The 24,170-nt window shown below is 62.2% G+C and carries 22 protein-coding genes; 2 read left to right on the top strand and 20 right to left on the bottom strand.

The window, feature by feature from the left end; all coding sequences use genetic code 11:
• Nucleotides 1-89: 89 nt before the first annotated feature.
• The 19 genes from Cth01_RS02515 to Cth01_RS02605 form a co-directional block, all read right to left on the bottom strand.
• A complete protein-coding gene (locus Cth01_RS02515; protein WP_003062090.1) occupies nt 90-332 on the bottom strand; it encodes a BolA family protein in 243 nt (80 codons plus the stop codon).
• A gap of 72 nt (nt 333-404) precedes the next feature.
• Nucleotides 405-1,160 carry an ABC transporter permease gene (locus tag Cth01_RS02520; protein ID WP_003058656.1) on the bottom strand — a complete coding sequence of 252 codons (756 nt, stop codon included), beginning with the start codon at nt 1,158-1,160 and terminating at the stop codon, nt 405-407.
• The gene (locus Cth01_RS02525) at nt 1,157-2,092 is read right to left on the bottom strand and encodes an ABC transporter ATP-binding protein (protein WP_034348309.1); all 936 of its coding nucleotides are present in this window, start codon (nt 2,090-2,092) and stop codon (nt 1,157-1,159) included. The genes Cth01_RS02520 and Cth01_RS02525 overlap by 4 nt, the downstream gene beginning before the upstream one ends.
• A gap of 74 nt (nt 2,093-2,166) precedes the next feature.
• Nucleotides 2,167-2,493 carry an STAS domain-containing protein gene (locus Cth01_RS02530; protein WP_034357458.1) on the bottom strand — a complete coding sequence of 109 codons (327 nt, stop codon included), beginning with the start codon at nt 2,491-2,493 and terminating at the stop codon, nt 2,167-2,169.
• Between the two features lie 19 nt (nt 2,494-2,512).
• Nucleotides 2,513-3,145, bottom strand: coding sequence for an MlaC/ttg2D family ABC transporter substrate-binding protein (locus Cth01_RS02535; RefSeq protein WP_034381574.1), 633 nt, complete (start codon nt 3,143-3,145; stop codon nt 2,513-2,515).
• 80 nt (nt 3,146-3,225) lie between these two features.
• Nucleotides 3,226-4,023 (bottom strand): MlaA family lipoprotein, encoded by a 798-nt coding sequence (locus tag Cth01_RS02540; protein ID WP_034357456.1) that lies wholly within the window; start codon nt 4,021-4,023, stop codon nt 3,226-3,228.
• The gene (mlaD, locus tag Cth01_RS02545) at nt 4,020-4,520 is read right to left on the bottom strand and encodes an outer membrane lipid asymmetry maintenance protein MlaD (protein WP_034357454.1); all 501 of its coding nucleotides are present in this window, start codon (nt 4,518-4,520) and stop codon (nt 4,020-4,022) included. The genes Cth01_RS02540 and mlaD overlap by 4 nt, the downstream gene beginning before the upstream one ends.
• Before the next feature lie 29 nt (nt 4,521-4,549).
• Complete coding sequence (gene mlaE, locus Cth01_RS02550) at nt 4,550-5,326, bottom strand: lipid asymmetry maintenance ABC transporter permease subunit MlaE (protein WP_003062071.1); 777 nt, start codon at nt 5,324-5,326, stop codon at nt 4,550-4,552.
• Nucleotides 5,323-6,135, bottom strand: coding sequence for an ABC transporter ATP-binding protein (locus Cth01_RS02555; RefSeq protein ID WP_034357452.1), 813 nt, complete (start codon nt 6,133-6,135; stop codon nt 5,323-5,325). Before Cth01_RS02555 ends, mlaE begins: the two co-directional genes overlap by 4 nt.
• Before the next feature lie 221 nt (nt 6,136-6,356).
• Nucleotides 6,357-7,133 carry an amino acid ABC transporter ATP-binding protein gene (locus Cth01_RS02560; RefSeq protein ID WP_003062063.1) on the bottom strand — a complete coding sequence of 259 codons (777 nt, stop codon included), beginning with the start codon at nt 7,131-7,133 and terminating at the stop codon, nt 6,357-6,359.
• Nucleotides 7,114-7,767 (bottom strand): amino acid ABC transporter permease, encoded by a 654-nt coding sequence (locus tag Cth01_RS02565; RefSeq protein ID WP_003058677.1) that lies wholly within the window; start codon nt 7,765-7,767, stop codon nt 7,114-7,116. Before Cth01_RS02565 ends, Cth01_RS02560 begins: the two co-directional genes overlap by 20 nt.
• A gap of 143 nt (nt 7,768-7,910) precedes the next feature.
• On the bottom strand, nt 7,911-8,720 hold the full coding sequence (locus Cth01_RS02570; protein ID WP_034357450.1) for an amino acid ABC transporter substrate-binding protein: 810 nt from the start codon (nt 8,718-8,720) through the stop codon (nt 7,911-7,913).
• A 242-nt stretch (nt 8,721-8,962) separates the two neighbouring features.
• The gene (gene pelG / locus Cth01_RS02575) at nt 8,963-10,336 is read right to left on the bottom strand and encodes an exopolysaccharide Pel transporter PelG (RefSeq protein WP_034357448.1); all 1,374 of its coding nucleotides are present in this window, start codon (nt 10,334-10,336) and stop codon (nt 8,963-8,965) included.
• Nucleotides 10,336-11,883, bottom strand: a complete 1,548-nt coding sequence (gene pelF / locus Cth01_RS02580) for a GT4 family glycosyltransferase PelF (RefSeq protein ID WP_045838453.1) — start codon at nt 11,881-11,883, stop codon at nt 10,336-10,338. The genes pelG and pelF overlap by 1 nt, the downstream gene beginning before the upstream one ends.
• Nucleotides 11,880-12,899, bottom strand: coding sequence for a tetratricopeptide repeat protein (locus Cth01_RS02585; RefSeq protein ID WP_045838454.1), 1,020 nt, complete (start codon nt 12,897-12,899; stop codon nt 11,880-11,882). Before Cth01_RS02585 ends, pelF begins: the two co-directional genes overlap by 4 nt.
• Nucleotides 12,892-14,259, bottom strand: coding sequence for a PelD GGDEF domain-containing protein (locus tag Cth01_RS02590; protein WP_045838455.1), 1,368 nt, complete (start codon nt 14,257-14,259; stop codon nt 12,892-12,894). Before Cth01_RS02590 ends, Cth01_RS02585 begins: the two co-directional genes overlap by 8 nt.
• A 22-nt stretch (nt 14,260-14,281) precedes the next feature.
• A complete protein-coding gene (locus Cth01_RS02595) occupies nt 14,282-14,833 on the bottom strand; it encodes a transporter (protein WP_034390622.1) in 552 nt (183 codons plus the stop codon).
• Nucleotides 14,834-14,853: 20 nt separating this feature from the next.
• Nucleotides 14,854-18,708 carry a tetratricopeptide repeat protein gene (locus tag Cth01_RS02600; protein WP_045838456.1) on the bottom strand — a complete coding sequence of 1,285 codons (3,855 nt, stop codon included), beginning with the start codon at nt 18,706-18,708 and terminating at the stop codon, nt 14,854-14,856.
• Nucleotides 18,674-21,484 carry a bifunctional glycoside hydrolase/polysaccharide deacetylase family protein gene (locus Cth01_RS02605; protein WP_045838457.1) on the bottom strand — a complete coding sequence of 937 codons (2,811 nt, stop codon included), beginning with the start codon at nt 21,482-21,484 and terminating at the stop codon, nt 18,674-18,676. Before Cth01_RS02605 ends, Cth01_RS02600 begins: the two co-directional genes overlap by 35 nt.
• Before the next feature lie 374 nt (nt 21,485-21,858).
• On the opposite strand from Cth01_RS02605, the gene Cth01_RS02610 reads away from it, so the two are divergent.
• A complete protein-coding gene (locus Cth01_RS02610) occupies nt 21,859-21,999 on the top strand; it encodes a hypothetical protein (protein WP_156160267.1) in 141 nt (46 codons plus the stop codon).
• 11 nt (nt 22,000-22,010) lie between these two features.
• A complete protein-coding gene (locus tag Cth01_RS02615) occupies nt 22,011-22,442 on the top strand; it encodes a DUF3293 domain-containing protein (RefSeq protein ID WP_045838550.1) in 432 nt (143 codons plus the stop codon).
• Between the two features lie 184 nt (nt 22,443-22,626).
• Here Cth01_RS02615 and Cth01_RS02620 read toward each other — a convergent pair whose 3' ends face one another.
• Nucleotides 22,627-24,102 (bottom strand): glutamate synthase subunit beta, encoded by a 1,476-nt coding sequence (locus tag Cth01_RS02620; RefSeq protein WP_012837053.1) that lies wholly within the window; start codon nt 24,100-24,102, stop codon nt 22,627-22,629.
• Nucleotides 24,103-24,170: the final 68 nt, after the last annotated feature.

Below are 24,170 nucleotides of genomic sequence, written 5' to 3' on the forward strand. Positions count from 1 at the left end.
TTCAAGCCTTGAATGTTTATATGTAAAAAATGCACTCAGCGCTTATGTAGCAAGCACTGACAGCTATCAATCTTGCGTCTCGACTCGCATCAAGCCTGGGCAGCAGCCCATTCTGCCGGGGTGTAGGTCTTCATGGACAGGGCATGGACTTCATCGGTGGCCATGCGGTTGCCCAGCGTGGCATAGACCAGGCGCTGGCGGCCCAGCAGACGCTGGCCTTCAAACTGTGCAGAAACAATGGTGGCAAACCAATGTCGGCCGTCACCTTCCAGCGCAATATGCTCGCAGGGCAGGCCGGCGGCGATCAGGTCTTTGAGTTGGTCTGCAGTCATGGGGAACCTTTAAGCGCAAAGCTGGCGAAACCGGTCATTGTCTCGCAAGCAGCCCCGCGTCAATTCTAAAAATCAGTTACGAATCTTGTAGCCGATACGCAGCAGGTGCACGGCCAGCGCGCTCACAGCCAGCCAGGCAGCGCCCACGATGGCGAAGCTGAGCCAGGGCGAGACATCGCTCTGGCCGAAGAAGCCATAGCGGAAGCCGTCGATCATGTAGAAGAACGGGTTGACATGGCTGACCGCCTGCCAGAAGCCGGGCAGCGAGTGCACGGAATAGAACACGCCGGACAGAAAGGTCAGAGGCATGATCAAAAAGTTCTGGAAAGCTGCCATCTGGTCGAACTTCTCGGCCCAGAGACCGGCGATCAGGCCCAGCGTGCCCATCAGGGCACAGCCCAGAAAGCCGAACACCAGAATCCACAGCGGCGCGGCAAAATCGGGCACGGCAAAGAACAAGGTGACCACAAACACGCCCAAACCGACCAGCAGGCCGCGCAGAATGGCCGCTCCCACATAGGCGCTGAACCAGGCCCAGTGCGACAGCGGCGTGAGCAGCACGAACACCAGCGAGCCCATGATCTTGCTCTGCACCAGGCTGGACGAGCTGTTGGCAAACGCGTTCTGCAGCATGCTCATCATCACCAGGCCGGGAATCAGAAACGCGGTGTAGGGGATGCGGTCGTAGACCATGACCCGGCCTTCGAGCACATGGCCGAAAACCAGCAGATACAGCACGGCCGTGAGCACCGGTGCGGCCACGGTCTGAAAGCTCACCTTCCAGAAGCGCAGCACTTCCTTTTTGAGCAGGGTCTGCCAGCCGTTCATTGGACACCTCCTGCAGGAGCCTGTGTCCTGGAGCCTTCATTCATGATGTGGATGAACACATCTTCCAGATCCGCGCGGCGGATTTCCACATCCTCGGGGGTCACACCCGCCTCGCGCAAGGCGGCCAGCAGTTGCTCCACATCGACTGCATGGGCGGCGGGAATCTGCACGATTCGACCGGTAACACGCGCTCTGTCGGCCACGGCCTTGGGCAGGGCGCTATCGGTCTTGAACTGCAACACATTGCTGGAAGCCGACTTGAGCAGCTCGCTCATGGGCGAGAGCTTGATGATCTCGCCGCGCTTGAGCATGGCCACGCGGCTGCACAACGCCTCGGCTTCTTCGAGATAGTGAGTGGTCAGCAGAACCGTGTGGCCCTGCTTGTTGAGTTTGGCAATGAAATGCCACAGCGTCTGGCGCAGCTCCACGTCCACACCGGCCGTGGGCTCGTCCAGCACGATGATGGGCGGCTTGTGCACCAGGGCCTGAGCCACCAACACGCGGCGCTTCATGCCGCCCGAGAGCTGGCGCATATTGTTGTGGGCCTTGTCCGTCAGGCCCAGGCTGTCGAGCAACTCGTCGATCCAGTCGTCGTTGTTCTTGACGCCGAAATATCCGGACTGGAACTTCAAGGCCTCGCGCACATTGAAGAAGGGGTCGAACACCAGCTCCTGCGGCACGATGCCCAGCTTGCGGCGTGCATCGGCGTAGTTCGCCTGCACATCGCTGCCCTGCACCAGCACGCGCCCGCCCGTGGCTTGAGCCAGTCCGGCGAGGATGCTGATCATCGTGGTCTTGCCGGCGCCGTTGGGGCCGAGCAGACCGAAGAATTCACCTTCCTCGATATCCAGGCTCACCGATTTGAGGGCCTGAAAATCCCCTTTGGGGGTACGGTAGGTCTTGGAGACGGATTGGAATGAGACTGCGGACATGGAGCCCATGATTCTAGGTCTTGCCCACAGCCTCTGCCTTGGCGGGGCTTAGCCGGACACAGTGATTCGTCAGCCTAGCCCTGCTGAGCGGTGGCGGCCGCATCGGGCACGGGAGCGGGCATCAGCAAGCCGTCCACGCCATACAGCGCGGCCATGGACTGCAGGCCCTTGGGCAGACCCTCGACGACGAGCTGCTTGCCCGCCTCCTGGGCAGCACGCCGGCAGGCCAGCAGCACGGCCAGAGCCGCCGAGTCAAACACCTTGACGGCACTGGCATCCAGCACCACCTGTGCATCCGCATGGCCCGTGACCAGCGGGCGCAGGCGCAGCAGACAGTCGCGCCCCTGACGATAGGTCAGTTCCTTGGGCAGTTGCAGAGGGTTGCTAGCTGAGCGGGCCATGACGTCTGAAGCGCTTTGCTTACTTGTTCGCCGTGGCCGGCATGGAGCTGCGCGAGGCCAGGGTCTTGATCAGGCCGTCAATGCCGTTGGCATTGATTTCCTGCGCAAACTGGTTGCGATAGGTTTCCACCAGCCACACACCGAGCACGTTGAAGTTGTAGAGCTTCCAGCCCGTGGCCTGTTTTTCCAGACGGAAATCCAGTTGCACGGGGTCGCCACGGCCGTTGACCTGGGTACGCACCAGCACGTCGGTGTCGCCGGCTGCCATGCGCACAGGCTTGACGGTAATGGTCTGATCGCCGACCTGGGACAGGGCCCCCGCATAGGTGCGAATCAGCAGGGCCTTGAACTCATCCTGCAGTTTCTGGCGCTGCTCGGGCGTGGCCTGACGCCAGGCCGGACCGACAGCGGCCGATGTCATGCGGCGAAAGTCCACATAGGGCATGACCTTCTCGTTGACCAGTGCATTGATCTTGCTGGAATCGCCGTTGCGCAGCGAGGCATCCTTCTTGATGGTCTCCAGCACATCGGCAGAGACGCGCTTGACCAGTGCATCGGGAGCTTCCTCAGCAGCCTGGGCTGCGGGTAGCCCCAGATTCAGAGCGAGCACGGCACCTGCTGCCATGCCCCACATGCGACGAGTAATCTTCATTGCGTTTTTTCTCCTAGGCCCGCAAGTGTCACCGCACTCGCGCAGCCTGTGCATCATGTTTGTAACCAAGCTCTACCGGCTCACTGGCCTTCCGGGGGCAGCTTGCCGGCGTTGTCGTCATCATAGTTTTCGAGGCGACCATCGCCGCCGGACGCCGCGCCGCCAATGCGTGAGCGCAGATAGACATCGCGCACCAGGCTGTATTTGTCGAGCGCAACGGAGTCCAGCACATCGCCGGCCTTGAGCAGATTGGCACGGTTGTTGACCATGCGCAGACCGAACAGGCTGTTGCGCCAGCGCACGTCATCCATGGAGTTGGCAGGATAGCCGAAGGCGTCAACCACCAGGCCGGCCGAATCTCGCACCGTGGACGGCCCCCAGAAAGGCAGCACCAGATACGGCCCCGTGGGCATGCCCCAGCGACCCAGAGTCTGGCCGAAGTCCTGCTTATGGCGCTCGATGCCAGCCTCGCTGGCGATGTCGAACAGACCGCCTATGCCCAGCACCGTGTTCACGCTGAAGCGCACCATGGAGTTGTAAGCCCCCTGACCCTGACCCTGCAGCACATTGTTGACGAAGGACCAAGCATCGCCGAGATTGTCGAAGAAGTTGGTCACGCCCTGGCGCGCCACACGCGGCGTCACGGTCTGATAGGCCGTGGCCACGGGCTTGAAGACCGCCTCGTCCACGCCTTCATTGAAGGAATAGATGCTGCGGTTCATGGACTCCAGCGGATCGGCAGGGTTGGCAGGGCCCGTGGTGGTGGCGCAGCCGGACAGCAGTGCGGCTACGGAAACGCTGGCTGCCAGCGCAACGCGCCTGAGCGCCTGATTCTCGTCTGACGTCAATTTCGTCTGTGGGCTTGTTGTAGTCATCATTCTTTCGCTCCCCCGTTGCCTGCGGCAGCGCCGGAATCACCACCCTGCTCCGCCTTGCTGTAGAGAAACTGACCGATCAGATTCTCCAGCACCACGGCAGACTGGGTGGCAGTCACACGGTCGCCTGCCTTGAGGTTCTCTTCGCTGGCGCCCGCTTCAATACCAATGTACTGATCACCCAGCAGGCCGCTTGTCAGAATTTTCAGCGAGCTGTCCTTGGGAAAGGCGTAACGGGTTTCCATGCTCATGGCCACGTCGGCCTGGAAGGTCTGGTCGTTGAAGGTAATGGATTCGATACGGCCCACGACCACGCCGGCGCTCTTGACCGCCGCCTTGGGCTTGAGTCCGCCGATATTGTCAAAACGCGCCGTGATCGCATAGGTCTTCTGGAAATTCAGACTCAGCAGATTGGCCGACTGCAAGGCCAGGAACACCAGGGCCAGAGCACCGATCAGCACAAACAGGCCGACCCAGACATCACTTTTCTTTTGCTGCATGATTTTTTACCTCTATCTGCTGAGCAGCCTCAAATGCTGAACATGGTTGCGGTGAGCAGGAAGTCCAGGCCCAGAACCGCTAGCGAGGCCACGACCACGGTACGGGTGGTGGCACGGGAAACTCCTTCAGGCGTGGGCTTGGCCGCATAGCCTTCGAGCAGGGCCACAAAGGTCACGGCCAGGCCGAAGACAAAGCTCTTGAGCACGCCATTGCCCAGATCGCTCCACCAGTCCACGCCCTGCTGCATCTGGCCCCAGAAAGCACCGCTGTCGACGCCGATCATCACCACGCCCACCAGCCAGCCACCCAGCACACCCACGGCGCTGAAGACCGCAGCCAGCAAAGGCATGGTGATCAGCCCGGCCCAGAAGCGCGGCGCCAGAATGCGTTTGACGGGGTCCACCGCCATCATTTCCATGGCTGACAGCTGTTCACCGGCTTTCATCAGGCCGATTTCGGCCGTCAAGGCCGTGCCGGCACGACCCGCGAACAGCAGGGCCGTGACCACAGGCCCCAGCTCGCGCAGCAGGCTCAGGGCCACCATCATGCCCAGCGCCTCGGCCGAGCCATAGCGCTGCAGGATGTAATAGCCCTGCAGACCCAGCACAAAGCCCACGAACAGACCGGAGACGCCGATGATGGCCAGCGAATAATTGCCCAGAAAGTGAATCTGGTCGCCGATCAGGCGCGGGCGCCTGAGCGCCGGCCCCATCAAACCCAGCAGGCGCCACAGCAGGCGTGCGCCAATCCCCATGTTGACCAGCTGGCAGCGCACTGCCAGGCCAATGCGTGCGAGAAAGTTCATGCACGCCTCCTGCTGCCAAAGTCCTCGTCGGCGCTGACGCCCGGATAGTGAAACGGCACAGGCCCCGTGGGTCTGGCATGGATGAATTGCTGCACCAGCGGGTCGGTGCTGGCGCGCACCTCTTCGGGTGTGCCCTGGGCAGCAACGCTTCCGGCTCCCAGAATCACCACATGGTCGGCCACGCGGAAAGTTTCTTCCAGATCGTGGGATACCAGAATCGAAGTCAGGCCCATGGCATCGTTGAGCTGGCGGATCAGCTGTGCCGAGGTACCCAGCGAAATGGGGTCCAGGCCCGCGAAAGGCTCGTCATACATGATGAGTTCGGGGTCCAGCGCAATCGCGCGGGCCAGTGCCACGCGGCGGGCCATGCCGCCCGAGACCTGGGAAGGCATCAGATCGCGCGCACCGCGCAGGCCCACGGCATGCAGCTTCATGAGCACGATGTCGCGAATCAGCTCTTCGGGCAGATCGGTGTGCTCGCGCAGCGGAAAGGCCACGTTGTCGAACACGCTCATGTCGGTGAACAGTGCACCGAACTGAAACAGCATGCCCATGCGGCGACGCGCGGCGTAGAGCTGCTGCGCATTCATGATGGTCACATCCTGGCCGTCAAACAGCACCTGCCCCTGCTGGGCATGGTTCTGCCCGCCGATCAGACGCAACACAGTGGTCTTGCCGCCGCCCGATGCGCCCATCAGCGCGGTGACCTTGCCGCGCGGCACTTGCAGGGACAGATCGCGCAGGATGACGCGGTCACCATAGCCAAAGGTGACATTGCGCAGTTCCACAAAGGGTGCGTTGGGTGACATGCGTGAATAGCCGCTCAAGAGAAAGCAAACTGGTATTGTGCCGACAAGCTCGGCAAAAAGCTCGGGTTAGCCCCAAGTAAACATACATTCGTGAATGTTTCTTCAAGGCATGGCTTGGATCGCAGAGTCATCACTCCTGTTTCAGGAGCATTCAGCGCTTGTTGTGCATGCGCAAACTGCCTTTTTTGCGATATGAAATCGCATCGACAGCTGCGACTTATTTACAACATATTCTGCAGAAACGCCTTGGTGCGCTCGTGCTGAGGCGCCACAAAGAATGCTTCGGACGGGCCTTGCTCGACGATGTAGCCGCCGTCCATGAAGATGACGCGGTTGGCCACCTCTCGCGCAAAACCCATCTCGTGGGTCACGACCAGCATGGTCATGTGCTCCTCGGCCAGCTCGCGCATGGTGCGCAGCACCTCGCCGGTCAGCTCGGGGTCCAGCGCCGAGGTGGGCTCGTCGAACAGCAGAATGTCGGGTTCCATGGCCAGCGCACGGGCAATCGCCACGCGCTGCTTCTGACCGCCTGAGAGATGATTGGGATAGGCATCGCGCTTGGCGGCCAACCCCACCTTGGCAAGCAGGGCCTCGGCCTTGGGAATGATGTCTTCGCGCTTCATGCCCTTGACGATGACGGGCGCCTCGATGATGTTTTCCAGCACCGTGAGGTGGGGAAACAGATTGAAGGACTGAAACACCATGCCCATCTTGCGGCCGATCTTGCGGATTTCGGCATCGCTCACGTACTGAGCCCTGGCCTCACCCTCGGAGCGTGCCAACACCTCGCCTTCGATGCTGATGGTGCCGCGGTCAATCGTCTCCAGGTGGTTGAGGCAGCGCAAAAAGGTGCTCTTGCCCGAGCCGGACGGGCCGATCACGGCCACCACCTCGCCGCGCAGCAGCTCCAGAGAGACACCGCGCAGCACTTCGTTGCTGCCAAAGGCCTTGTGGATGCCCTGGGCGGAAATCATCACGTCAGGCGTCGTACTTGGCATATTTTTTCTCAAGATATTGGAAGCCCCAGGTCAGCACCAGGGTCATGATGAGATAGAAGGCCGCAGCCACGATGAAGGGCGTGAAGCTGAAGTCGCGCTGCACCACGCCGCGCGCCACGCGCAGCAGATCGTTGAGTGCCAGCACATAGATCAGCGAGGTGTCCTTGACCAGGGTGATGGTCTCGTTGCTGACGGGCGGCAGGATGCGGGCCCACATCTGGGGCAGCACGATGCGGCGCATGGTCTGGGCATAAGTCATGCCCAGCACCTTGGCTCCCTCGTACTGGCCGCGATCCACGGACTTGATGCCGGCGCGGAAGATCTCCGCGAAGTAGGCCGCATAGTTCAGCGCAAACGCCACCACGGCGGCGGGAAAGTCGGGCAGGCGCACACCGATGTAGGGCACAAAGGGCAGCGCAAAGTACACGAACAGCAGCTGCAGCATCAGCGGCGTGCCGCGCATCAGCCAGATATAGGCGCCCACGGCGCTGCTCAGCGGCTTGATGCTGGAGATGCGCATCAGCGCCAGCGCCAGGCCCATGGGAATGGACAGCGCCAGCGTGATGAAGAACAGCTTGAGTGTGACAAGGGCACCAGCCGACATGGGCCCCAGGAGCGAGATTACATAGTCCATCAAATGGCCTTCAGTGTGGCGCTGCAGCTATCGAAAGCCCGCCACAGGCACGGGCGTGCGCAGGAGGAAGTGTTTGCACGCATTGTCGTCGCAAAAAAAACCGGCAATGCCAGGCATTGCCGGTGCAGTCCGTCAAAAAGGGATTAGTGCTTGATGACGTCGGCGCCGAACCACTTCTGGGCGATTTCAGCAGCCTTGCCGTCCTTCTTCATTTCGGTCAGCACATCGTTGACCTTGTTGCGAGTGGCTTCGTCGTCCTTGCGGAAGCCCACACCGTAGTCTTCGGTACCGAAGTCCTCGGCCAGCACCACGTAGTTGTCGGGCTTCTTGTTGACGTAGTAGCGACCCACCACCTCATCCACCACCACCACATCCAGACGGCCTGCTTCCAGGTCCATCATGGCAGCGATGTTGTCGCCGAAGAGCTTTGTTTCCTTGAACTTGTCCGACAGTTCCTTGTCCTTGGTCAGGGCAGTCACGGCGCTGGAGCCTTCCTGGGCACCCACGATCTTGCCGACCATGTCAGCCTTGCCCTTGATGGGAGAGCCGGCCTTCACGATGATGATCTGCTTGTTCACCATGTAGGGGTCGGAGAACAGGATCTTTTCCTTGCGCTCTTCCAGAATGGTCAGGCCGTTCCACAGAGCGTCCACACGCTTGCCCAGCAGCTCGGCTTCCTTGGCGTTCCAGTCGATGGGCTTGAACTCCACTTCGATATTGGCGCGCTTGGCGACTTCACGAGCCATGTCGATGTCGAAACCGACCAGTTCGTTCTTTTCGTCACGGAAACCCATGGGCGGGAAGTTGTCGTCCAGGCCCACCACCAGCTTGGCGGCAACTGCCGCAGGAGTGGGCGCAGGAGCTGCAGCGGTGTTGCTTGCGGACTCGTTCTTGCCGCAGGCAGCCAAAATTGCAGTCAGGGCCACCGAGGCCAGCAGGGTACGTTTTTTCATGGCGTCAAAATTTGAAGTGGAAAAAGCGGAGGCAGGGGCTTTGTCTCCCGTCCGGGGCCACCGCAGCCGTCCCGAAGCCGGGCTGCCGCCAGCGCCGAATCCGCTATTGTCGCGCAGACGGGACAGAACGTCACTCGCCGGTCGCAAAACCATGAACTTGTTCGGAACATGGATCGTGCCTTTCAGCCATTGCACCCGGGCGAACTCGGGGCTGCAGCTGCCGAGACCTGCAGCCGGCCCGGTTACTGCAGCATAAAAGTCTTGTATTCCAGCCGGTCCAATTCGCGCGTCAACAGAAACAGACCTGTACACAGGGTTGCCAGCATTGCCAGGCAGAAACCATAGCCGTAGAAAGCCGCCCCCAGCGCCAGCGAGATGCCAGTAAAGACGATGTTCAGCACCACCATCAGTGCACAGAGCAAAAGCACGATGCGCCGCTCGTCGAGATAGAAAAACACATTGAGCACAGCCATCACACCCACCTGAAGACCGGCACCGACCACCTGCACATGCAGCAGCGGCAGGTATAACTGCGATATGCCCAGCAAATGCAGCACGGCCGGACCGGCGACAAAGGTCACGAGAACCGCCAGCGTCTGCACTTTGGCGATCTCGCCCAGGCCCGTCTGTATCGCATACACCATCTCGTTGCGCATGGACTGTATGTAGTTCAGGGAGCCGCCGCCGCGCACCGCATCGAAGAACTTGTCGTAGTACTCGACGAAATCGGTTTCTATGCGCACCAGGAACACTGCCATGCCAGGAATGATGGACAGATAGGACAGGAAAACTGGCAGGTCGTAGATCAGCGAGGCCCTGAGCCCGCCGATGATCTGCTGCGAGGTTGGCGGGAAATACCAGAACATGAACTTGTCGGCCCAGATACCCAGGTTGTAGAGCAAGCCGACCGCAATCAGTACCGGAAAGATCAGCGAGCGCTGCATGAAATCGAAGCCGATCCAGCGCCTTTTGATCGGGAAAGCGCGCAGCACGATGGCCCACATGCCAGCCACCAGCACGATATTGCCGAACACGAAGCTGCTCAGCAGCCCTTCCAGTCCCCAGCGACGCAGAGGCAGCGACAGCAAGACAATAAGCGCATAGCTGACCCCGAACAGCGCGGAGATGGCCTTGTAATGCTTGAGGCCGGACAGCAGAACGGTCAGCATCCAGACCACGCACATCAGCGTGAAGCCGGCCAGCATCAGCATCCGGTACAGCAGGCTCTGGCCTGGCAGCACCACGAAAAGGGCCAGCGTCCCCAGGCCGCTGGCGGCTGCCACGATCAGCAACAGCAAGCCGTGCAGATTGGGCAATACGGTTTCATCCTGCTTGAGAAACAGCCGATCCGAAATAAAGCGCGTGAACATCAGCTGCGCCGCACCGGTCAGTATCAAGCTGCAGGCCACCAGATAGGTCACCGAGGTCTGAAACTGGGTCACCAGCAGCGGCGGCGCCACGACGCTGAGGCTGAACACCCCTACCAGCAAAATGCCGATGATGGAGAACACCCAGGGACCCGAGCCGATCACGCCCGCATAGGCATAGGCTTGGAGCAGGCTGGTCAGCGTGTTTTTGCGCAGCAGGTGGCGCAGTTCAAAGCCAATGCCGGCCATCAGTGATATTCCTTGGAATGTTGCATGGCCCGGTCATAGACCTGCCGGTAGCGGTCGAACAGCAACTGATCGGAGTAGTAGCGCTCAACGCGTGCAATCCCGGCAGCACTGGCTTCCTGCCAGGCCTCGGGCGATTTCAGCAACTCCAGCGCCGCATCGGCCAGATCCGCAGGGTTGGCGATACCGACCACGCGACCACAAGCGCCCAATGCACGGTCCTCGGGCTCCAGCCCTTCTATGAGCTGACGGCAGGAGCCCACATCGGTGCTGACCACGGGAACGCCTGCCGCCTGCGCCTCCAGCAGCACCAGAGGCAAGGCCTCGCTGATGGACGAGAGCACCACCAGCCCGACACGCGGCAACAACTCGTCGATCTTCTGCATGCCCAGAAAGTGCACCTGCGCCTGCAGGCCCAGACTGTCCACAAGATTGCGGCATTCCTCTACATAGGCCGGGTCCTCGGACATGGGGCCGGCGATCAGAGCCTGAGCCTCGGGCAGGTGATTGACCACGCGGCGCATGGCGCGGATGAAGGTCTTGATGTCCTTGATCGGCACCACGCGGCCTATGAGGCACAGCACGGGTGGTGTCACGGCAGGCCGCAGGACACGCAGCGGCGCAAAGCGTTTCACGCTAATGCCATTGGGAATGTTGCTGGTGCGCGCTGGAACGGCGCCGTCGGCCACCTGACGCAGACGGTTGGCCTCGAACAACGCGATGATGGGATCGGCTGCCTCATAGCAAAAACGCCCCATCCACTCGAAGAACTGGATCCACATCTGACGGAAGAAGGAGACTTCCATGGGGTCGCGCTGGAAGACATTGCGGTTATCGCGTATCCACTGGCTCTGGAGCAGGTCGATCTGCCGCTCCTTGGTATAGATGCCATGTTCGGACAGAACCAGCGGCAGCCCGCGCAGATGGTGCAGCATGCCGCCCAGGAAGCCCGCATAACCTGTGGAGACCGTATGCAGCACACGTACCGGAATCAGCTCCCGGGCGATGCGCGCCAGCAGCCACAGCGGCTGCAGCATGATGCGTACCGTCCAGAAGAAGTCGACAAAGGACGGATCGGTGCAATGGCGCCGGTAGCTGTCCTGTATCAGCTCCCACATATATTCACTGTGCAGAAAATCTTCCTGCGGCAAGCTGCCGCCCGGCAGCAGCTCCATGGCAACGGCGCGCATGGCGGCCAGCACCTCCGCCCTGCCTGCAGGGCTCTCATCCCGTCGCTCGAGTGCCTGCAGCAATTGCTGCAGCTTGGACATGACCTCGGGGTCACCCCGGCGCGGTGTGGGCCGCAGTTTTCCCGACGCATGACCATAGAGGAAATGCTCCTCGAAATGCACCACATTGGGCGGCAGCTCATAGCGAAAATCGCCATAGTCCTCGCGCCGGCTGCCGATAAAGACGATGGCAAAGCTATGCTGCGGGTAGGCTTGAAGGATCTGGTGAACCCAGCTCGACACGCCGCCGCTGACATAGGGGAAAGTGCCCTCGAGCAGCAGGGCGATATCGGCCCGCGCAGCCTTGGGAAGAGAACTCATGAGGCACTCCAGTACTGGATGCAGGGGCGCAGACGGGGCATGACCTGCTGATCCTCAAGTCTGCGCATCAGCTCCTGCACCTTGGCGAACTGACGCTGCTTGAACAGCAGCTCGGCCTGATAGGGAATGACGCGGGGCGCCGGCAAACCCAGCTCCAGTGCCCTCTGATAGCAGGATTGGGCACCTTCGTCGTCGGCCACCAGATGCAGCAAGCGCCCCTTGCGCAGCTGCAGCAGGGCGGTATCCGGGTGCTGAGACAGCACCCGGTTGCAGTAATGCAACGACTGCTTGATGGCATGGTCACGTACATCACCCTGCGCCGAGCCCTGGTAAATCAGCTCCCAGTACAGATCAGAAAGCGCCCAGGCTGCTCTCAGACCGCGGGGGCCGATTGTCTCTCCTTCGACCGTACGCGCGCGCTCCAGGGCCTGCAGCTCCTGGTGTATGGACTGGCTCAACTGGCGCTCCTGGACATCCAGCATGCTGTAGGCCAGCAAACGCAGATCATCGCTGGAGTCGCTTAGCGCCATGCGCAGCATGGGCGAGGCAATACGCCCCGAGACATGACCCAGGGCAGCCAGGGAACGCATGCGCAAGGGCACGGGAACCGCCTGATTGGTCAGAAAAGACTGCAAGCCCGCCTGCCTCCGGCTGCCGCTCGCCTGCTGGTGCGGGTCGAACTCAGGCAGCGGCAGCGATGAAAATTCCCTGCGCGCCGTCAAGCCGCGCCGTCGGAGTAACGCCACAGTCGCAATCACCGAACCGACAAAGCCCACCACCGGCACGGCATAGGAGAGCAAGGCCATCAGCGCGACCAGCGGCAGACGCTGGCGCCTGGCACCTGCCGCCAGCATCAGGAACGGAGACAGGCACAGCGCCAGCAGCACGCTGGCCAGCGCATGCGCTGCCAGATAGCTGAGCAATGCCGCATCGGAGTGGTTGTGCAGCAGCCACAGGCTGCTCCAGGAGGCAATCTCCGCCAGCACAGCGGACAGTGCCAGCTTGACATTAATCATGGGCCATCCTGTCAATCTGCTCCAGCACGCTCAGGGCCGAGCAGCGATCCAGCAAGACAGTGCGGGGAAAAATGCCGGCCGCTCCCAGGGAGTCCATGCCGCGCTGACCCAGCCAGCCTTCGATACGATTCAGATAGCCCTCGGCCGTGGCACCGGTGCCAAGCGGCATGAGGATGGCCAGCCACTGCCTGTTCCGACCTTCGATCAGCCAGGAGCGATCCAGCATGCGCTCCAGGCGCATCAGCTGCTGAGCCATCTGGCTTTGCACCGCCTGCGGTGAAAGCTCTAGCGCCACGACCACGCTGCACAGGCCGGCGCTGCGGTTCACATGCTCCATGCGCTGCAGCTCGGACGCGAACGGCCGCGGGCACAGGGGATAGGCCTGCAGCAGCGGCTGTGCCAGACGATTGGCAGCCACGCTGTCCGTGTAATAGCCGAGCAGCAGATTGATGGTCTGCAGCGTCTCCTCCTGCAGAGCAAAAAAGGGCATTTCTTCCACCAGCAGCAGACCATAGATCTCCCCCCCCAGATCCAGCATCGGAGCAACGACCAGATAGCGGGTCTGTTGCGCATCCCTCAGGCCCTGGGAGACATGGGTCAGCATGCGGGCTTCCAGCGCCTGGCGCAGCAGCGGATCCTCGGGCCGGACCTCATGGGCACCGCCCAGCTGGGCAATCGGCTGGGGCTCGATCCTGTCGTCGCGCACAGCCACCAGGCAGGCCGCACTGATCTGGCAGAACTGTGCCAGCTGATTGAGCAGGCTTTGCGCATCGCCAGGAGCGCCGCTGAGCGCACTAAGCCCGCTGAGTGCATCGCGCATCGACACCGGGCGGCCGATCAGCTCCTGCTCCAGCTGGTCATGTGACAGACGCAGCAGATAGTGCTGACGTATGAGCTGCTCGGTGCGCTGATCCATATAGTGCTGCGCGGTACGCTCGCGCCGTATGCGGGCACGCCAGAGACTAGAAACCTCGCCCACGATCATCACCACCATCAAGCCACCCAGAAAGTACTGCTCGGGAAAGCGGCTCAAGTCCTCGCGGTTGAAACCCAGCCAGCCCAGCAACAGCACACCGGCCGCCGACAATCCCCCGATGGGTCCATAGCGCAAGGCCACGATCATGGGCGCAAGCCAGGACCAGGGAAACTCGGCACGCACCCAGAGCGGGTCGTTGCGGCTAAAAACATAACCTATCAGCAATGCCAGCAGTGGCAGCAGCAAGGTCTCGGCCGCCACCACTCCGGGGCGCTCGCTGGTTTGCACCAGCAACCCCAGTGGCGAGCTTCTGAATTCCGCAGCAATGCCCATGCGGCGCGCGGAATCCGGCGTGGCGGCAGGTGTCGTGGCGTGATCTTGCATGACTGGAAATCCTGCTCAATGCTTACCGGGCGCCGGCCAGGCCCGTTCCCAGCAGTTTGCGGATCAGCTTCTGCCCGACAGCCGACAAAGCCTCGCGGCTCCATCCGCTTTGACCGCCAGCACCGCTCCAGACCGTGGCACCGCTGTCCACATCGACGATCTCCAGGGCCACGCCGACGGCTGGCTCACCGTCCACGCCGACCTTGTAGCGCCACTCGTCAACCGCCCCCAGCAAGGCATAGCGCACACCCTCACTGCGTGCCCAGGCCAGCGCATCTTCGCGCCGCTTGGCATCGCGGCCATCGAACAGCGTCTCCTGCTGCGCCTCGCCTGTATAGCGCTTGACGGCACCTATGCCGCGGCTGCTCAACAAGGCCGTGGCAATGCTTTCGGCCCGGCTGCCTGCCATGGGCGTTTCCGTATGGTTCTCGAACGGCAGCACCGCCCAGTTGGCGTTCCTCTCCAGGGCCGGGGACTTGCCCTGGTCCAGCGTGGAACAAGCACTGAGCAGCCCCAGCAGGGCTGCGCCCGTGAGCATGCGGATGCGGGAGGAGAGAACAGTACGGTGAGTCATGGGAGAGCTCCTTGAAATCTTCAGTAATGGAGGCGGTAGGCGAGCTGAAGCTCGCGGGTGGTGCCCGTGGTGTTCACACCCGACTTGGAAACATTCAATCCCAGCATCAGGTGATCCGCCCCCAGCACGCTGGTGGCCAGACCGAAGCTCAGGTCGTAGCCCGTGCCGTTGATGCTGTGACGGGTCAGGGCCAGGCTGGCAAACGGCCGCAGTGCGCGCGAGTACTCCTGTGCATAAGGCATATTGGCCGAGATCCGCAGCCCCGAAAAACGGAAATTGCCGGGCAGCAGATAGTCCATGCCAGCCTCGCTTCCCGACGGCAGATAGCGCAGCACCGCCGCATCCCGGCCGCTCAGTCCCCCGGGGCTGTTGCGGCTGTAGCGATGCCAGGAGGTGAAGGCGTCGAACTGGACCAAGGGTGCCTCGCCGCGATAGCTATGGGTGTATTGCAGCGTGGTCTGGTTGCCCAGGCCCACGCGCGCACCGGTCTGCACATGGAAACGCTCATGGGCATACTCCAAGCTGAGCTGATCCAGCCGCGACAGCCTGTAAATTGCACCCACGGCCACGCGATCCTTCATGCCCCCCATGCGCATGGGCAGCGTTTCCTGCGTCGGCAGGTCGCGGCCCAGCGCAGCCTGAAGGCTCAGGCGGCTGTCCAGGATCTGGGTGTGCGAAAACTGCATGGGCACATAGCTGTTCATTCCCTGGCGCTGGCCCAGCATGAACTCGCTGCTGGAACCCTGAGTTTTGCGCGTCAGACGCAGGCCCAGGCCATGTTCGGACGAAGGCGCCTGTACAAAGCCGCGGCCGTTCACGCTGCGGCGCGTGTGATCGGCATCGATGTCCAGCGCCCAGCGCGGACTTAACGCCAGATGCCAACTCAGGCGCCGTGCCCGCTCGTCTATGCCATCCAGCCGCCGGCTATGCAACTGCAGGCCTGCATGGTCGCTGAAGGCCAGCAGTTGCTCGGTAAGAGCCAGATGCAGGCTGTCGTCGTCGGGCTGGTCGTGCTGGGTCTCGAAGGCGGCAGACTGCGCCAGCCTGCCGTCGCCCGTCAGGGTCGCCGCATTGATGCGGTCGTAGCGCGACAGGCTGGCATCGTATTGCTCCAGCAACTGGCCGACCTGGGCATGATCCTTTTCGGCCAGTGCCACGGTGATCTCGGCCCAAAGTGGCCGGTTCGCCCGCTTGCTGCGGCTGAAGGCGTACTGCTGCCACAGATAGCCCCGCTCGGTCGAATATTCTCCCTTGTCCTGCAGCCAGGCAATGGCCAGCTCCACGGCCGCCGGGGAAAGCTCCCGGCCCGTATCGCGGTCCATGCGCATGAGCTCACGCAGCAGGACCAGCTCGTCATCGCCGTGCACTTGTGAGAGCATCAACCGGTTGCGGGCCTGACTCTGCACCTTGTCCAGGTCTTCGGGGCTCAGCCAGCGACGCAGCTTGCCACCCGAGGCTCGGCCTGCTGAAGTATCGGCCAACCCGACATCCCGCGTCTGGAGTGCCTGCCTGACCCACAGCTCGCGCCGCAGCCGCCAGGCCAGATCCACCTGCTGGTTTTGCTCGAGCGCATCGGCGTAGTTCATCATCCAGAGGAAGTCGTCGCCGTTCTCCTGCAGATGGGGGCGCAGATAGCGCTGCAGGGCCACAGCCGGGCGGGACAGAGCCATATAGGCAGCCGCCAGCGCATCGTGCATCTCCGGATCCTGGGCCCAGGCCGGCTCGGCCTGCGCCAGCATCGGCGCGAGCAGCGCGGCATTCTGCGTATCTATCAGCAGCCACAGCAGTGACTGACGCATCAGGGTCGAGCCCCCATCCAGGGCCAGGCCCTTTTGCAGCAGTTCCAGGGCTTTTCTTGCCTGTCCAACATGCTGGTAGTAAAGCGCTGCGGCGTGCAGAAAAGCCGGCTGCTGAAGCAGCAAACCGGCCGTCTTGGTGTCGGCCAAGGCGCGATCGATCTGCTGACCCGCATGGCTCCACTCGTTCAGATCTTCCAGCATATAGAGCGCCTGGGACAAATGGCGCGGATCGTGGAACTGATGCCATGCGCGCAGCGACACCCGAGCCGCCTCACCGCGATCGCTGCGAATCAGCAGATTGATGACCTCGTCGAAATCGCGCGCCTTGGCATCCTGCATTTCCAGCAAACGCCTGAAAGCGCCCAGTGCCAAGGCCTCCTGCTGCTGTTTCTGCGCCACCTCGCCCAGCAGTCGCCAGTATTCGGCCTCGGCTTCAGCTCCCATATCGGCCGGCACCCGTGCCTGGGCATCATCCAGCCAACTCAGGCCAAGCGCGCGCTCACCTTGCAGAAATGCCAGCACCGCGGCCGGCATGACATGGGCCGGAACGCGCTGCGCCGGATCGCGGAGCAGGCGTTTCCAGGCATTGAGCGCCACCACGGGTTGGCCGGCACGCTCGGCCAACTGGGCCAGCAGAATCTGTGCCTGCGGCGTGTTCCCATGGGCTTGCAAATAGTCGATCGCCGGCTGCGGCTCGGCCTGGCGCTCATAGGCCTGTACCAGCGCCTGCTGCAGTGCTGCATCGCCAGGACGTCGGCCCAGTTCGTGCTTGATACCTTCCACCAGCGCGCGATCGTCGAACAAGCCCGGCGCCAGTCGCATCACAGACTGCCAGGCAACCTCACGCTGCGTGGCCTGGGCAATGGCCAGCCAGTTGTCCAGGGCCACCTGCTGGCGCCCGCTCCACTCCGCCACCTGAGCCAGACGCTCGCGCCAAACCATATTCCCCGGAGCCTGGTGCACGGCAGCTGCGGCCACACGCCAGGCATCCTCGAGATTGCGGTTCTCGAGGAATACCTGGTAGCCCAGCTCATAGGTTTTGTCGTCGAACGGAAGTCCCGGAGCCTCTTTCCTAGCCGGTGCGGCAGTGTGCCGCAGCGTCCAGCCCGGAGCCTTCCAGAGCACGGGATGCAGCGCCCAGGCACCATCGTCGGCCCCGCCGCCCCTATCAGCCACGGCCCGCATGTTCAGCCATTGCTGCTGCAGCGACAACTTGAGCAGTTGCTTGGCATAGCGCTCTGCCTCGGCCGAAGCGCCGGCCGCACGCGCCAGACCTATCAGCCGGCGCAGCGTCTCGGGATCGCTGCCCAGCAGCTCCTCCTGCTCGCGCGCCAGCACCAGTGCTTGCTGGGCACGGTTGCCGGCCTGCAGCACCTGCAAGGCCTGCCACATATACGCGCGCGACTGCTGCACCTCCGGCGCCGCCGCGCTGGCCTCGCGCCACAGCAAGGAGGACTGCTCGTACATGGACAACCCCAGCGTCTGACGTGCAGCGGCCTCGTACACGCGCGCCTTGCGCTCAGGAGACACCTGTTTACGGGCCAGCTCCTCATAGATTTCCAGGGCCTGTGACTCATCGTTCAGCACCAGCGCCGAGGATGCCAGATAAAGGCTTTGCTCCTGGCTCAGATCGTCGCGCGGCACGGCCTTGAGCGCCTGCATCACCGCGGGTGCCAGCTGCCTGACCTGACCATCTGATCCATGGCCCCGCTGCTTGGTTTCCAGATAGCGCTGGTACAGCGTCTGCCAACGATCCCAGGCCTGAGCCGCGGCGCTGGGCAGAGCCTGCCTGCGCGCCTCCTCCTGGGCCTGTCGCATGGCCTCGAACCGCTGGTGCTTGACCTTGAGCAGGCTCTGCAGACGTTCATTTCCCGGATCGCTCTTGAGCAGATTGCTCAGGTAGTTGAGCGAAAGCTCGGAATCGTCCGCCGAATCGGCAAGCCGACGCTCCAGCGCCTGCTTGGGGAACAACATCCACAAGGCTCCTCCGATCAGCACTGCCAGCAGTGCGATCAGCCAGTGAGGAACCGTGGTCGGGCGCTCAGAGCGCACGGCATTGCGCTTGGAGTTGGGCACTGTGGCTGGCACTTCTGAAGGAGCGGATGGAGGAGCGGTCCGCAGCGGGAACCGCGCTGATGGAGGAACTGGCAGCGGCAGCGCTCAGCGAGCAGCCAGGCGGCAGATACATGCGCAGCTCCAGCGGCACATGACCTTCCAGCGTGAAGCGCAGACTGCCGTCGGCCTGGGTCTGCCAGTCCTTGAGGCGAGCATTGGCATCCACCAGATAGGGGGTGGAGGCGGTCGGTGCGGCCCCTGTACGCACCACCATCCGAGCTACGCCGTCGGTCAGGTGCAGATAGCTGCCGTCCACTCCCGGCGCATAGCCGGCAACGCCCGTGCTTTCGGCCATCACAGGAGTGCCCAGGCCCGGCGGCAGGCGCAGCGTACGCAATCGCCCGGGGCCGCGCAGGCGCCAGCCTTCGCCATCCCGGCCGATCGCAAACTGGTAGAAATCCTCTACCTTGCGTATGTATTCCGAGCCGTAGACCGGGTGCAGCTTGCGGCTCAGCGCCCATTGATAGGCCTTGTGCAAGGCCTTGAGGCTGGCCTGCTTGCTGGCCGAATAGGAGTGGTAATAGATGTCCACCGCCTTGAAGCGTCGCGGCGCATCGGTCATCTCAAAGGTCTCGATAACGCGTTCGAAGCCGTAGAACGGGCCATGCCACAGATTGGTGTAGATGTTCTCGTTGGTGACCGGGGCATAGATCTGCAGATGCCCGCCCTTGTGTATGCCCCAGCTCTTGACCTCGGTGATGGACGGATTGCTGCGCATGATCGAGGTATCCCCGCCATTCATGTTCAGCAGGCCTGCGGCATCGGAGATGGCCAGCGCATCGGCGCCGGGTGCCGTATCGCCGGTCCACAGGAACACCTTGACCGGCTTGCCTGAGGGAGCCAAGCGCTGGCTGATGTAGTCGACCGAACCCACAATCTCCCGGCGCAGATCCATTTCATAGCCGGGAATGCTGAGGTTCAGGCTGGCCTCCTTGCTTTCGGCAAACAGTCCATGGCTTACGGAGCGATCCCAGAGATAGGGGTGGGAATAGGAGTGGCTGGCGATCTCCACATGCGGCATGGCAAAGATGCGTTTGGCAATGCCCTCGAGCTGATCTGCCCATTGCGGATACAGGCCCTTGGGCGAAACCTCGGCCTCGATCACGGACACCGTGTGGGGAATACGGTAGCGCTCGAGGATCTCGCGGCGCAGCATCTCTCCGGCAAAGGGTGCACCGGGCGCTTCGGCCTTGGATGGGAATCCGTCTCCATCCACATGGGCCAGCAGCAGACGGCGGCCGTTCTCGGTGGTCACATCGGGGACGGGAATGTCTTCAAGCCGCAATGCCTGCTTGAGCAGCGCGAAAGGATCGACCACCCAGCGCGACTGCTCGGTGCCCGGCACGTCCGTCAGCACATAAGGCGTCATCACAAAACCGCCCCAGGGCGTGATGGCGGCAGAGACGAAGCGTCGGCCCTTGGCATCGTCAAAGGACAGCAGTTGCCGGCTTTGCTGCAGCAGCTGCGGCGTCAGCAGCCAGCCCGTGTAGTCGTGGGCCGGCAGCCCGGGCTCGGTCTCGAACCCCATGGCAGCCGCCTGCTCGGCCTTTTTCAGCGGAAAGGCCGGAACGGTCTCCATGGCGCGCACGCCCAGCGTGCTCGCAAGCGTACGATCCAGGGGCACGCCGGGCGCCTCCATCATCAGCAGCGGCATACCCTGCTGGACCTGGCGCACCATCCAGCTGCGCACATCCTTGAAGCGCGTGTCGGGAATGGCCCCGCCGAACCAGCTCACCACACCTGCGTAGCGATCCCGTCCCACGTCAGTGGGCAGTGCCGAGCGCACATCGGCATAGTCGACCACATAGCCCATGTAGTTGATGGGCATCTCGAGGAAGCGATGGGCCGATGCGTAATCGAGCGCGGGATCGTCGGCTCCGTTGTAGAGCACCAGTATCCGACGCGCCACGGCCTCGACCCGCCCCATGCCCAGGGTCTGCAGACCGGCATCGCTCACCCAGGCAATGATGCCCAGCTGCGCAATGCGCTGTGCGGTGGCCCGTGTAGTGTCGCGGTCATGCGGCGCCACATAGTCAATGGCCAGCACCGGCAGCTTGTCGCGCTCTCGTATGGTTTGCAGCTGCTGCAGAAGCCAGTCGCGGTCCTTGGCAGAAACTTCCACATAGCGCTTGAGATTGGCATCCCAGCCGCGATACAACGACTCGGCCGCCACCATCTGAATCTTGTCGCGCACTCGCGGCACGATCTCGAAGCCGCGGTTCAGTATCAGCTTGATGCCGGGAAAGCGGCTGTGCAAGGTGTCGATGACGCGGACCAGGCCATCCTGCTGCGCCGCTTCATCGAAGTGTGCGGCCAGGCGGTAGGAGTCCAGGGTATCCAGGAAAAAACCTCTGTAGCCCTTTTCCCAGAGCGGTGCAATCACTTGCTGAGCAAAGAACTCCGGCCACTGCGCCGGGGTCTGGTCGATCACGATGGAACGCCAGGCTCCATTGCGCGCCATCTGCCATGCGGCCGGCAGCTTCTTGAAGTAGGCCCGCTCCGGCAGTACTTCGGCTACCGAGGCATAGGCATAGAGTTCGCTGCCGGGCGCCTGGTCGCGCAAACGCTGCGGGTCGTAGCCATGGTCGGGCTCTACAACGGCAATGTCGTAAAGACCGAGTTCGCTCAGCGAAGCCTTGGCTCCATAGTAGATGGCAACCGACGGCTCCGCAGCCTGGCTGCTCCAACCGTACAACAAGGCGCAGCAGAACACGCAACTTCGCAGAAAAGCATTCACGACCAGGCCCTCATGTTGTTGGTTTACACGTTAATTGATAGTTATCATAAATTAATATGCATTTTTGAATTGTTATTAACTTTTAAATATATAGACTGACTCACGAATATTCTGTGCAGGTACGCTGCCAAATACCTACTAAAAACCCCGAAAATACTCAAACCCAATGACCCCCAATGACCCAAACGAAGCGCGGAGGAAATTCGCTCGGCTTGACTGGTCAGAAAGGGATGCAAGCAAGGCTCCCCGGATCACTGCACCGCGCACCAGGGCCGTGCGCGAATCGGCGTCCCGGCTGCTGTCCAGCGGATGAAGCCAATGTGGGGGACACTGTGGCACAGCACCATCTGGGCCGAATCTCCGGACGACTGACCATGAACAACCACAGCGATGCGGCGCAATACGAGATCGATCTTTCGTCGGCCGGGCAATTGCCGGACTGGAAGGCGGAGCTTGATATGGAACGCATGTGCGCGGACACCTGGCGCCGACAAAGCTCGGCCGCCACACCCTGAATCTGACGGGCATGCAGGACACGCAGCTTCCCTCTTCATTGCAGCAGGCTTACCATCGCGCCGAATATCGCGTGCATGATCAAAGCGGGCTGGACTGGCGGCTGCAAGTCGACAGACTCCAGCCCCTGCTGCTCACGCACTACAGCGCACACCAGGTGGACTGCGCAAGCTTTCTCACGGCCTGCAATCCTCGGGGGCAGTTGCTGTCCGATGCGGACAACGCCAGGCGCATGCAGCAGCTGCGCCAGACGCTGCGCGTCGGCGCCTGGATATTTTCCGAAGGCCAGGGTCTGGATCCGCAAGGCCTGTGGCCCGGCGAAGCCAGCGTGCTGGTGTGGGGCATGGACGCCCCCACGGCCCGCGCCTGGGGCGAGCAATGGGAGCAGAACGCCGTGCTCTGGTGCGGCGCCGATGCCATCCCCCAGCTGCTATGGCTCAGATAAAGCGTTCTGATAGCAGCTTGCACACGCTCTTCCTAGTTATCAGCCACAAACATACCCGAAATCGTTATTCATAAATCGCATGCAGCTATCAATTCAGCTACTAGTCGATTGAGGCCATAAAAAAAGGCGCCCCGGTGGGCGCCTGTGAAAATCTTGAATATGCCTTGGCTCGCAAGGCCTTGGGTCAGCGAGGCAGTTCGCTGGCGCCCATCAGGAACTCGTCCACGGCACGTGCGGCCTGGCGGCCTTCACGAATCGCCCACACGACCAGCGACTGGCCACGGCGGATGTCGCCGGCAGCGAACACCTTGGGCACGCTGGTGGCATAGCCGCCAATGAAATCGGTGCTGGCCTTGGCGTTGCCGCGTGCATCCTTGTCGACGCCAAAGGCTTCGAGCACGGTGGCGACAGGGTTCACAAAGCCCATGGCCAGCAGCACCAGATCCGCAGGCCAGACCTTTTCCGTGCCGGGCACTTCGCTCAGCTTGCCGTCCTTGAACTCGACCTGGACGGTGGTCAGGCTCTTGACCTTGCCCTTTTCGCCGCCGAACTCCTTGGTGGAGATGGCGAACTCGCGGACCACGCCTTCGTCGTGGCTGGACGAGGTACGCAGCTTGATCGGCCAGTAAGGCCAGACCAGGGGCTTGTTCTCCTGCTCGGGCGGCATGGGCATGACCTCGAACTGGGTCACGCTCTTGGCGCCATGGCGGTTGGAGGTGCCCACACAGTCGGAGCCGGTGTCGCCACCGCCGATGACGATGACATGCTTGCCGTCGGCACGGATCTGACCCTTGAGCTTGTCGCCCGCGTTGACCTTGTTCTGCTGGGGCAGGAACTCCATCGCGAAGTGCACGCCTTCCAGATCGCGGCCAGGCACGGGCAGATCACGCGACTGCTCGGAGCCGCCGGTCAGCAGCACGGCGTCGAACTCGGCATTGAGCTGCTCGGGGCTGATGGTTTCCTTGGCCCAGTTGGTGACCTTGGAATCCTTGCCCAGACCGTCCTTGCCGGCAATCAGCACGCCGGTGCGAATCTTCAGGCCTTCGGCCACCATCTGCTCGACACGGCGGTCGATCAGGCCCTTGTCCAGCTTGAAGTCGGGAATGCCGTAGCGCAGCAGGCCGCCCACGCGGTCGTTCTTCTCGAACAGGGTCACGTCGTGGCCGGCGCGCACCAGTTGCTGGGCTGCCGCCATGCCGGCAGGGCCGGCACCGACCACGGCCACCTTCTTGCCGGTCTTGTGCTTGGGCAGCAGGGGCTTGACCCAGCCTTCGCTCCAGGCACGGTCGATGATGGAGTGCTCGATGGACTTGATGCCGATGGCGTCGCCATTGATATTGGCCACGCAGGCAGCTTCGCAGGGTGCGGGGCAGATGCGGCCCGTGAACTCGGGGAAGTTGTTGGTGCTGTGCAGCGTGGTGATGGCGTTCTTCCAGTCACCCTGGTACACGAGGTCGTTGAAGTCCGGAATGATGTTGTTGACCGGGCAGCCGTTGTTGCAGAACGGCGTGCCGCAGTCCATGCAGCGTGCAGCCTGCACCTTGGCCTGATCGGTGGTCAGGCCGATGACGAATTCCTTGTAGTGCTTGAGACGTTCCGCAACGGGGGCATAGCCCTCTTCGATGCGCTCGTATTCCATGAAGCCGGTGGTCTTTCCCATGATCTTTAATCCTTGAAATCTGTGTTCGCTTGCAGTGCGGTGGCCGCCTGGCCGCCACCGCTTGGAGC

The organism is Comamonas thiooxydans (assembly GCF_000964545.1).
GTDB lineage: Bacteria > Pseudomonadota > Gammaproteobacteria > Burkholderiales > Burkholderiaceae_C > Comamonas > Comamonas thiooxydans.

What these genes read in the sequence shown, in the direction of transcription:
- Cth01_RS02515 (WP_003062090.1), bottom strand. Translation starts at nt 332, where the DNA reads ATGACTGCAGACCAACTCAAAGACCTGATCGCCGCCGGCCTGCCCTGC.
- Cth01_RS02520 (WP_003058656.1), bottom strand. Translation starts at nt 1,160, where the DNA reads ATGAACGGCTGGCAGACCCTGCTCAAAAAGGAAGTGCTGCGCTTCTGG.
- Cth01_RS02525 (WP_034348309.1), bottom strand. Translation starts at nt 2,092, where the DNA reads ATGTCCGCAGTCTCATTCCAATCCGTCTCCAAGACCTACCGTACCCCC.
- Cth01_RS02530 (WP_034357458.1), bottom strand. Translation starts at nt 2,493, where the DNA reads ATGGCCCGCTCAGCTAGCAACCCTCTGCAACTGCCCAAGGAACTGACC.
- Cth01_RS02535 (WP_034381574.1), bottom strand. Translation starts at nt 3,145, where the DNA reads ATGAAGATTACTCGTCGCATGTGGGGCATGGCAGCAGGTGCCGTGCTC.
- Cth01_RS02540 (WP_034357456.1), bottom strand. Translation starts at nt 4,023, where the DNA reads ATGATGACTACAACAAGCCCACAGACGAAATTGACGTCAGACGAGAAT.
- mlaD (WP_034357454.1), bottom strand. Translation starts at nt 4,520, where the DNA reads ATGCAGCAAAAGAAAAGTGATGTCTGGGTCGGCCTGTTTGTGCTGATC.
- mlaE (WP_003062071.1), bottom strand. Translation starts at nt 5,326, where the DNA reads ATGAACTTTCTCGCACGCATTGGCCTGGCAGTGCGCTGCCAGCTGGTC.
- Cth01_RS02555 (WP_034357452.1), bottom strand. Translation starts at nt 6,135, where the DNA reads ATGTCACCCAACGCACCCTTTGTGGAACTGCGCAATGTCACCTTTGGC.
- Cth01_RS02560 (WP_003062063.1), bottom strand. Translation starts at nt 7,133, where the DNA reads ATGCCAAGTACGACGCCTGACGTGATGATTTCCGCCCAGGGCATCCAC.
- Cth01_RS02565 (WP_003058677.1), bottom strand. Translation starts at nt 7,767, where the DNA reads ATGGACTATGTAATCTCGCTCCTGGGGCCCATGTCGGCTGGTGCCCTT.
- Cth01_RS02570 (WP_034357450.1), bottom strand. Translation starts at nt 8,720, where the DNA reads ATGAAAAAACGTACCCTGCTGGCCTCGGTGGCCCTGACTGCAATTTTG.
- pelG (WP_034357448.1), bottom strand. Translation starts at nt 10,336, where the DNA reads ATGGCCGGCATTGGCTTTGAACTGCGCCACCTGCTGCGCAAAAACACG.
- pelF (WP_045838453.1), bottom strand. Translation starts at nt 11,883, where the DNA reads ATGAGTTCTCTTCCCAAGGCTGCGCGGGCCGATATCGCCCTGCTGCTC.
- Cth01_RS02585 (WP_045838454.1), bottom strand. Translation starts at nt 12,899, where the DNA reads ATGATTAATGTCAAGCTGGCACTGTCCGCTGTGCTGGCGGAGATTGCC.
- Cth01_RS02590 (WP_045838455.1), bottom strand. Translation starts at nt 14,259, where the DNA reads ATGCAAGATCACGCCACGACACCTGCCGCCACGCCGGATTCCGCGCGC.
- Cth01_RS02595 (WP_034390622.1), bottom strand. Translation starts at nt 14,833, where the DNA reads ATGACTCACCGTACTGTTCTCTCCTCCCGCATCCGCATGCTCACGGGC.
- Cth01_RS02610 (WP_156160267.1), top strand. Translation starts at nt 21,859, where the DNA reads ATGAACAACCACAGCGATGCGGCGCAATACGAGATCGATCTTTCGTCG.
- Cth01_RS02615 (WP_045838550.1), top strand. Translation starts at nt 22,011, where the DNA reads ATGCAGGACACGCAGCTTCCCTCTTCATTGCAGCAGGCTTACCATCGC.
- Cth01_RS02620 (WP_012837053.1), bottom strand. Translation starts at nt 24,102, where the DNA reads ATGGGAAAGACCACCGGCTTCATGGAATACGAGCGCATCGAAGAGGGC.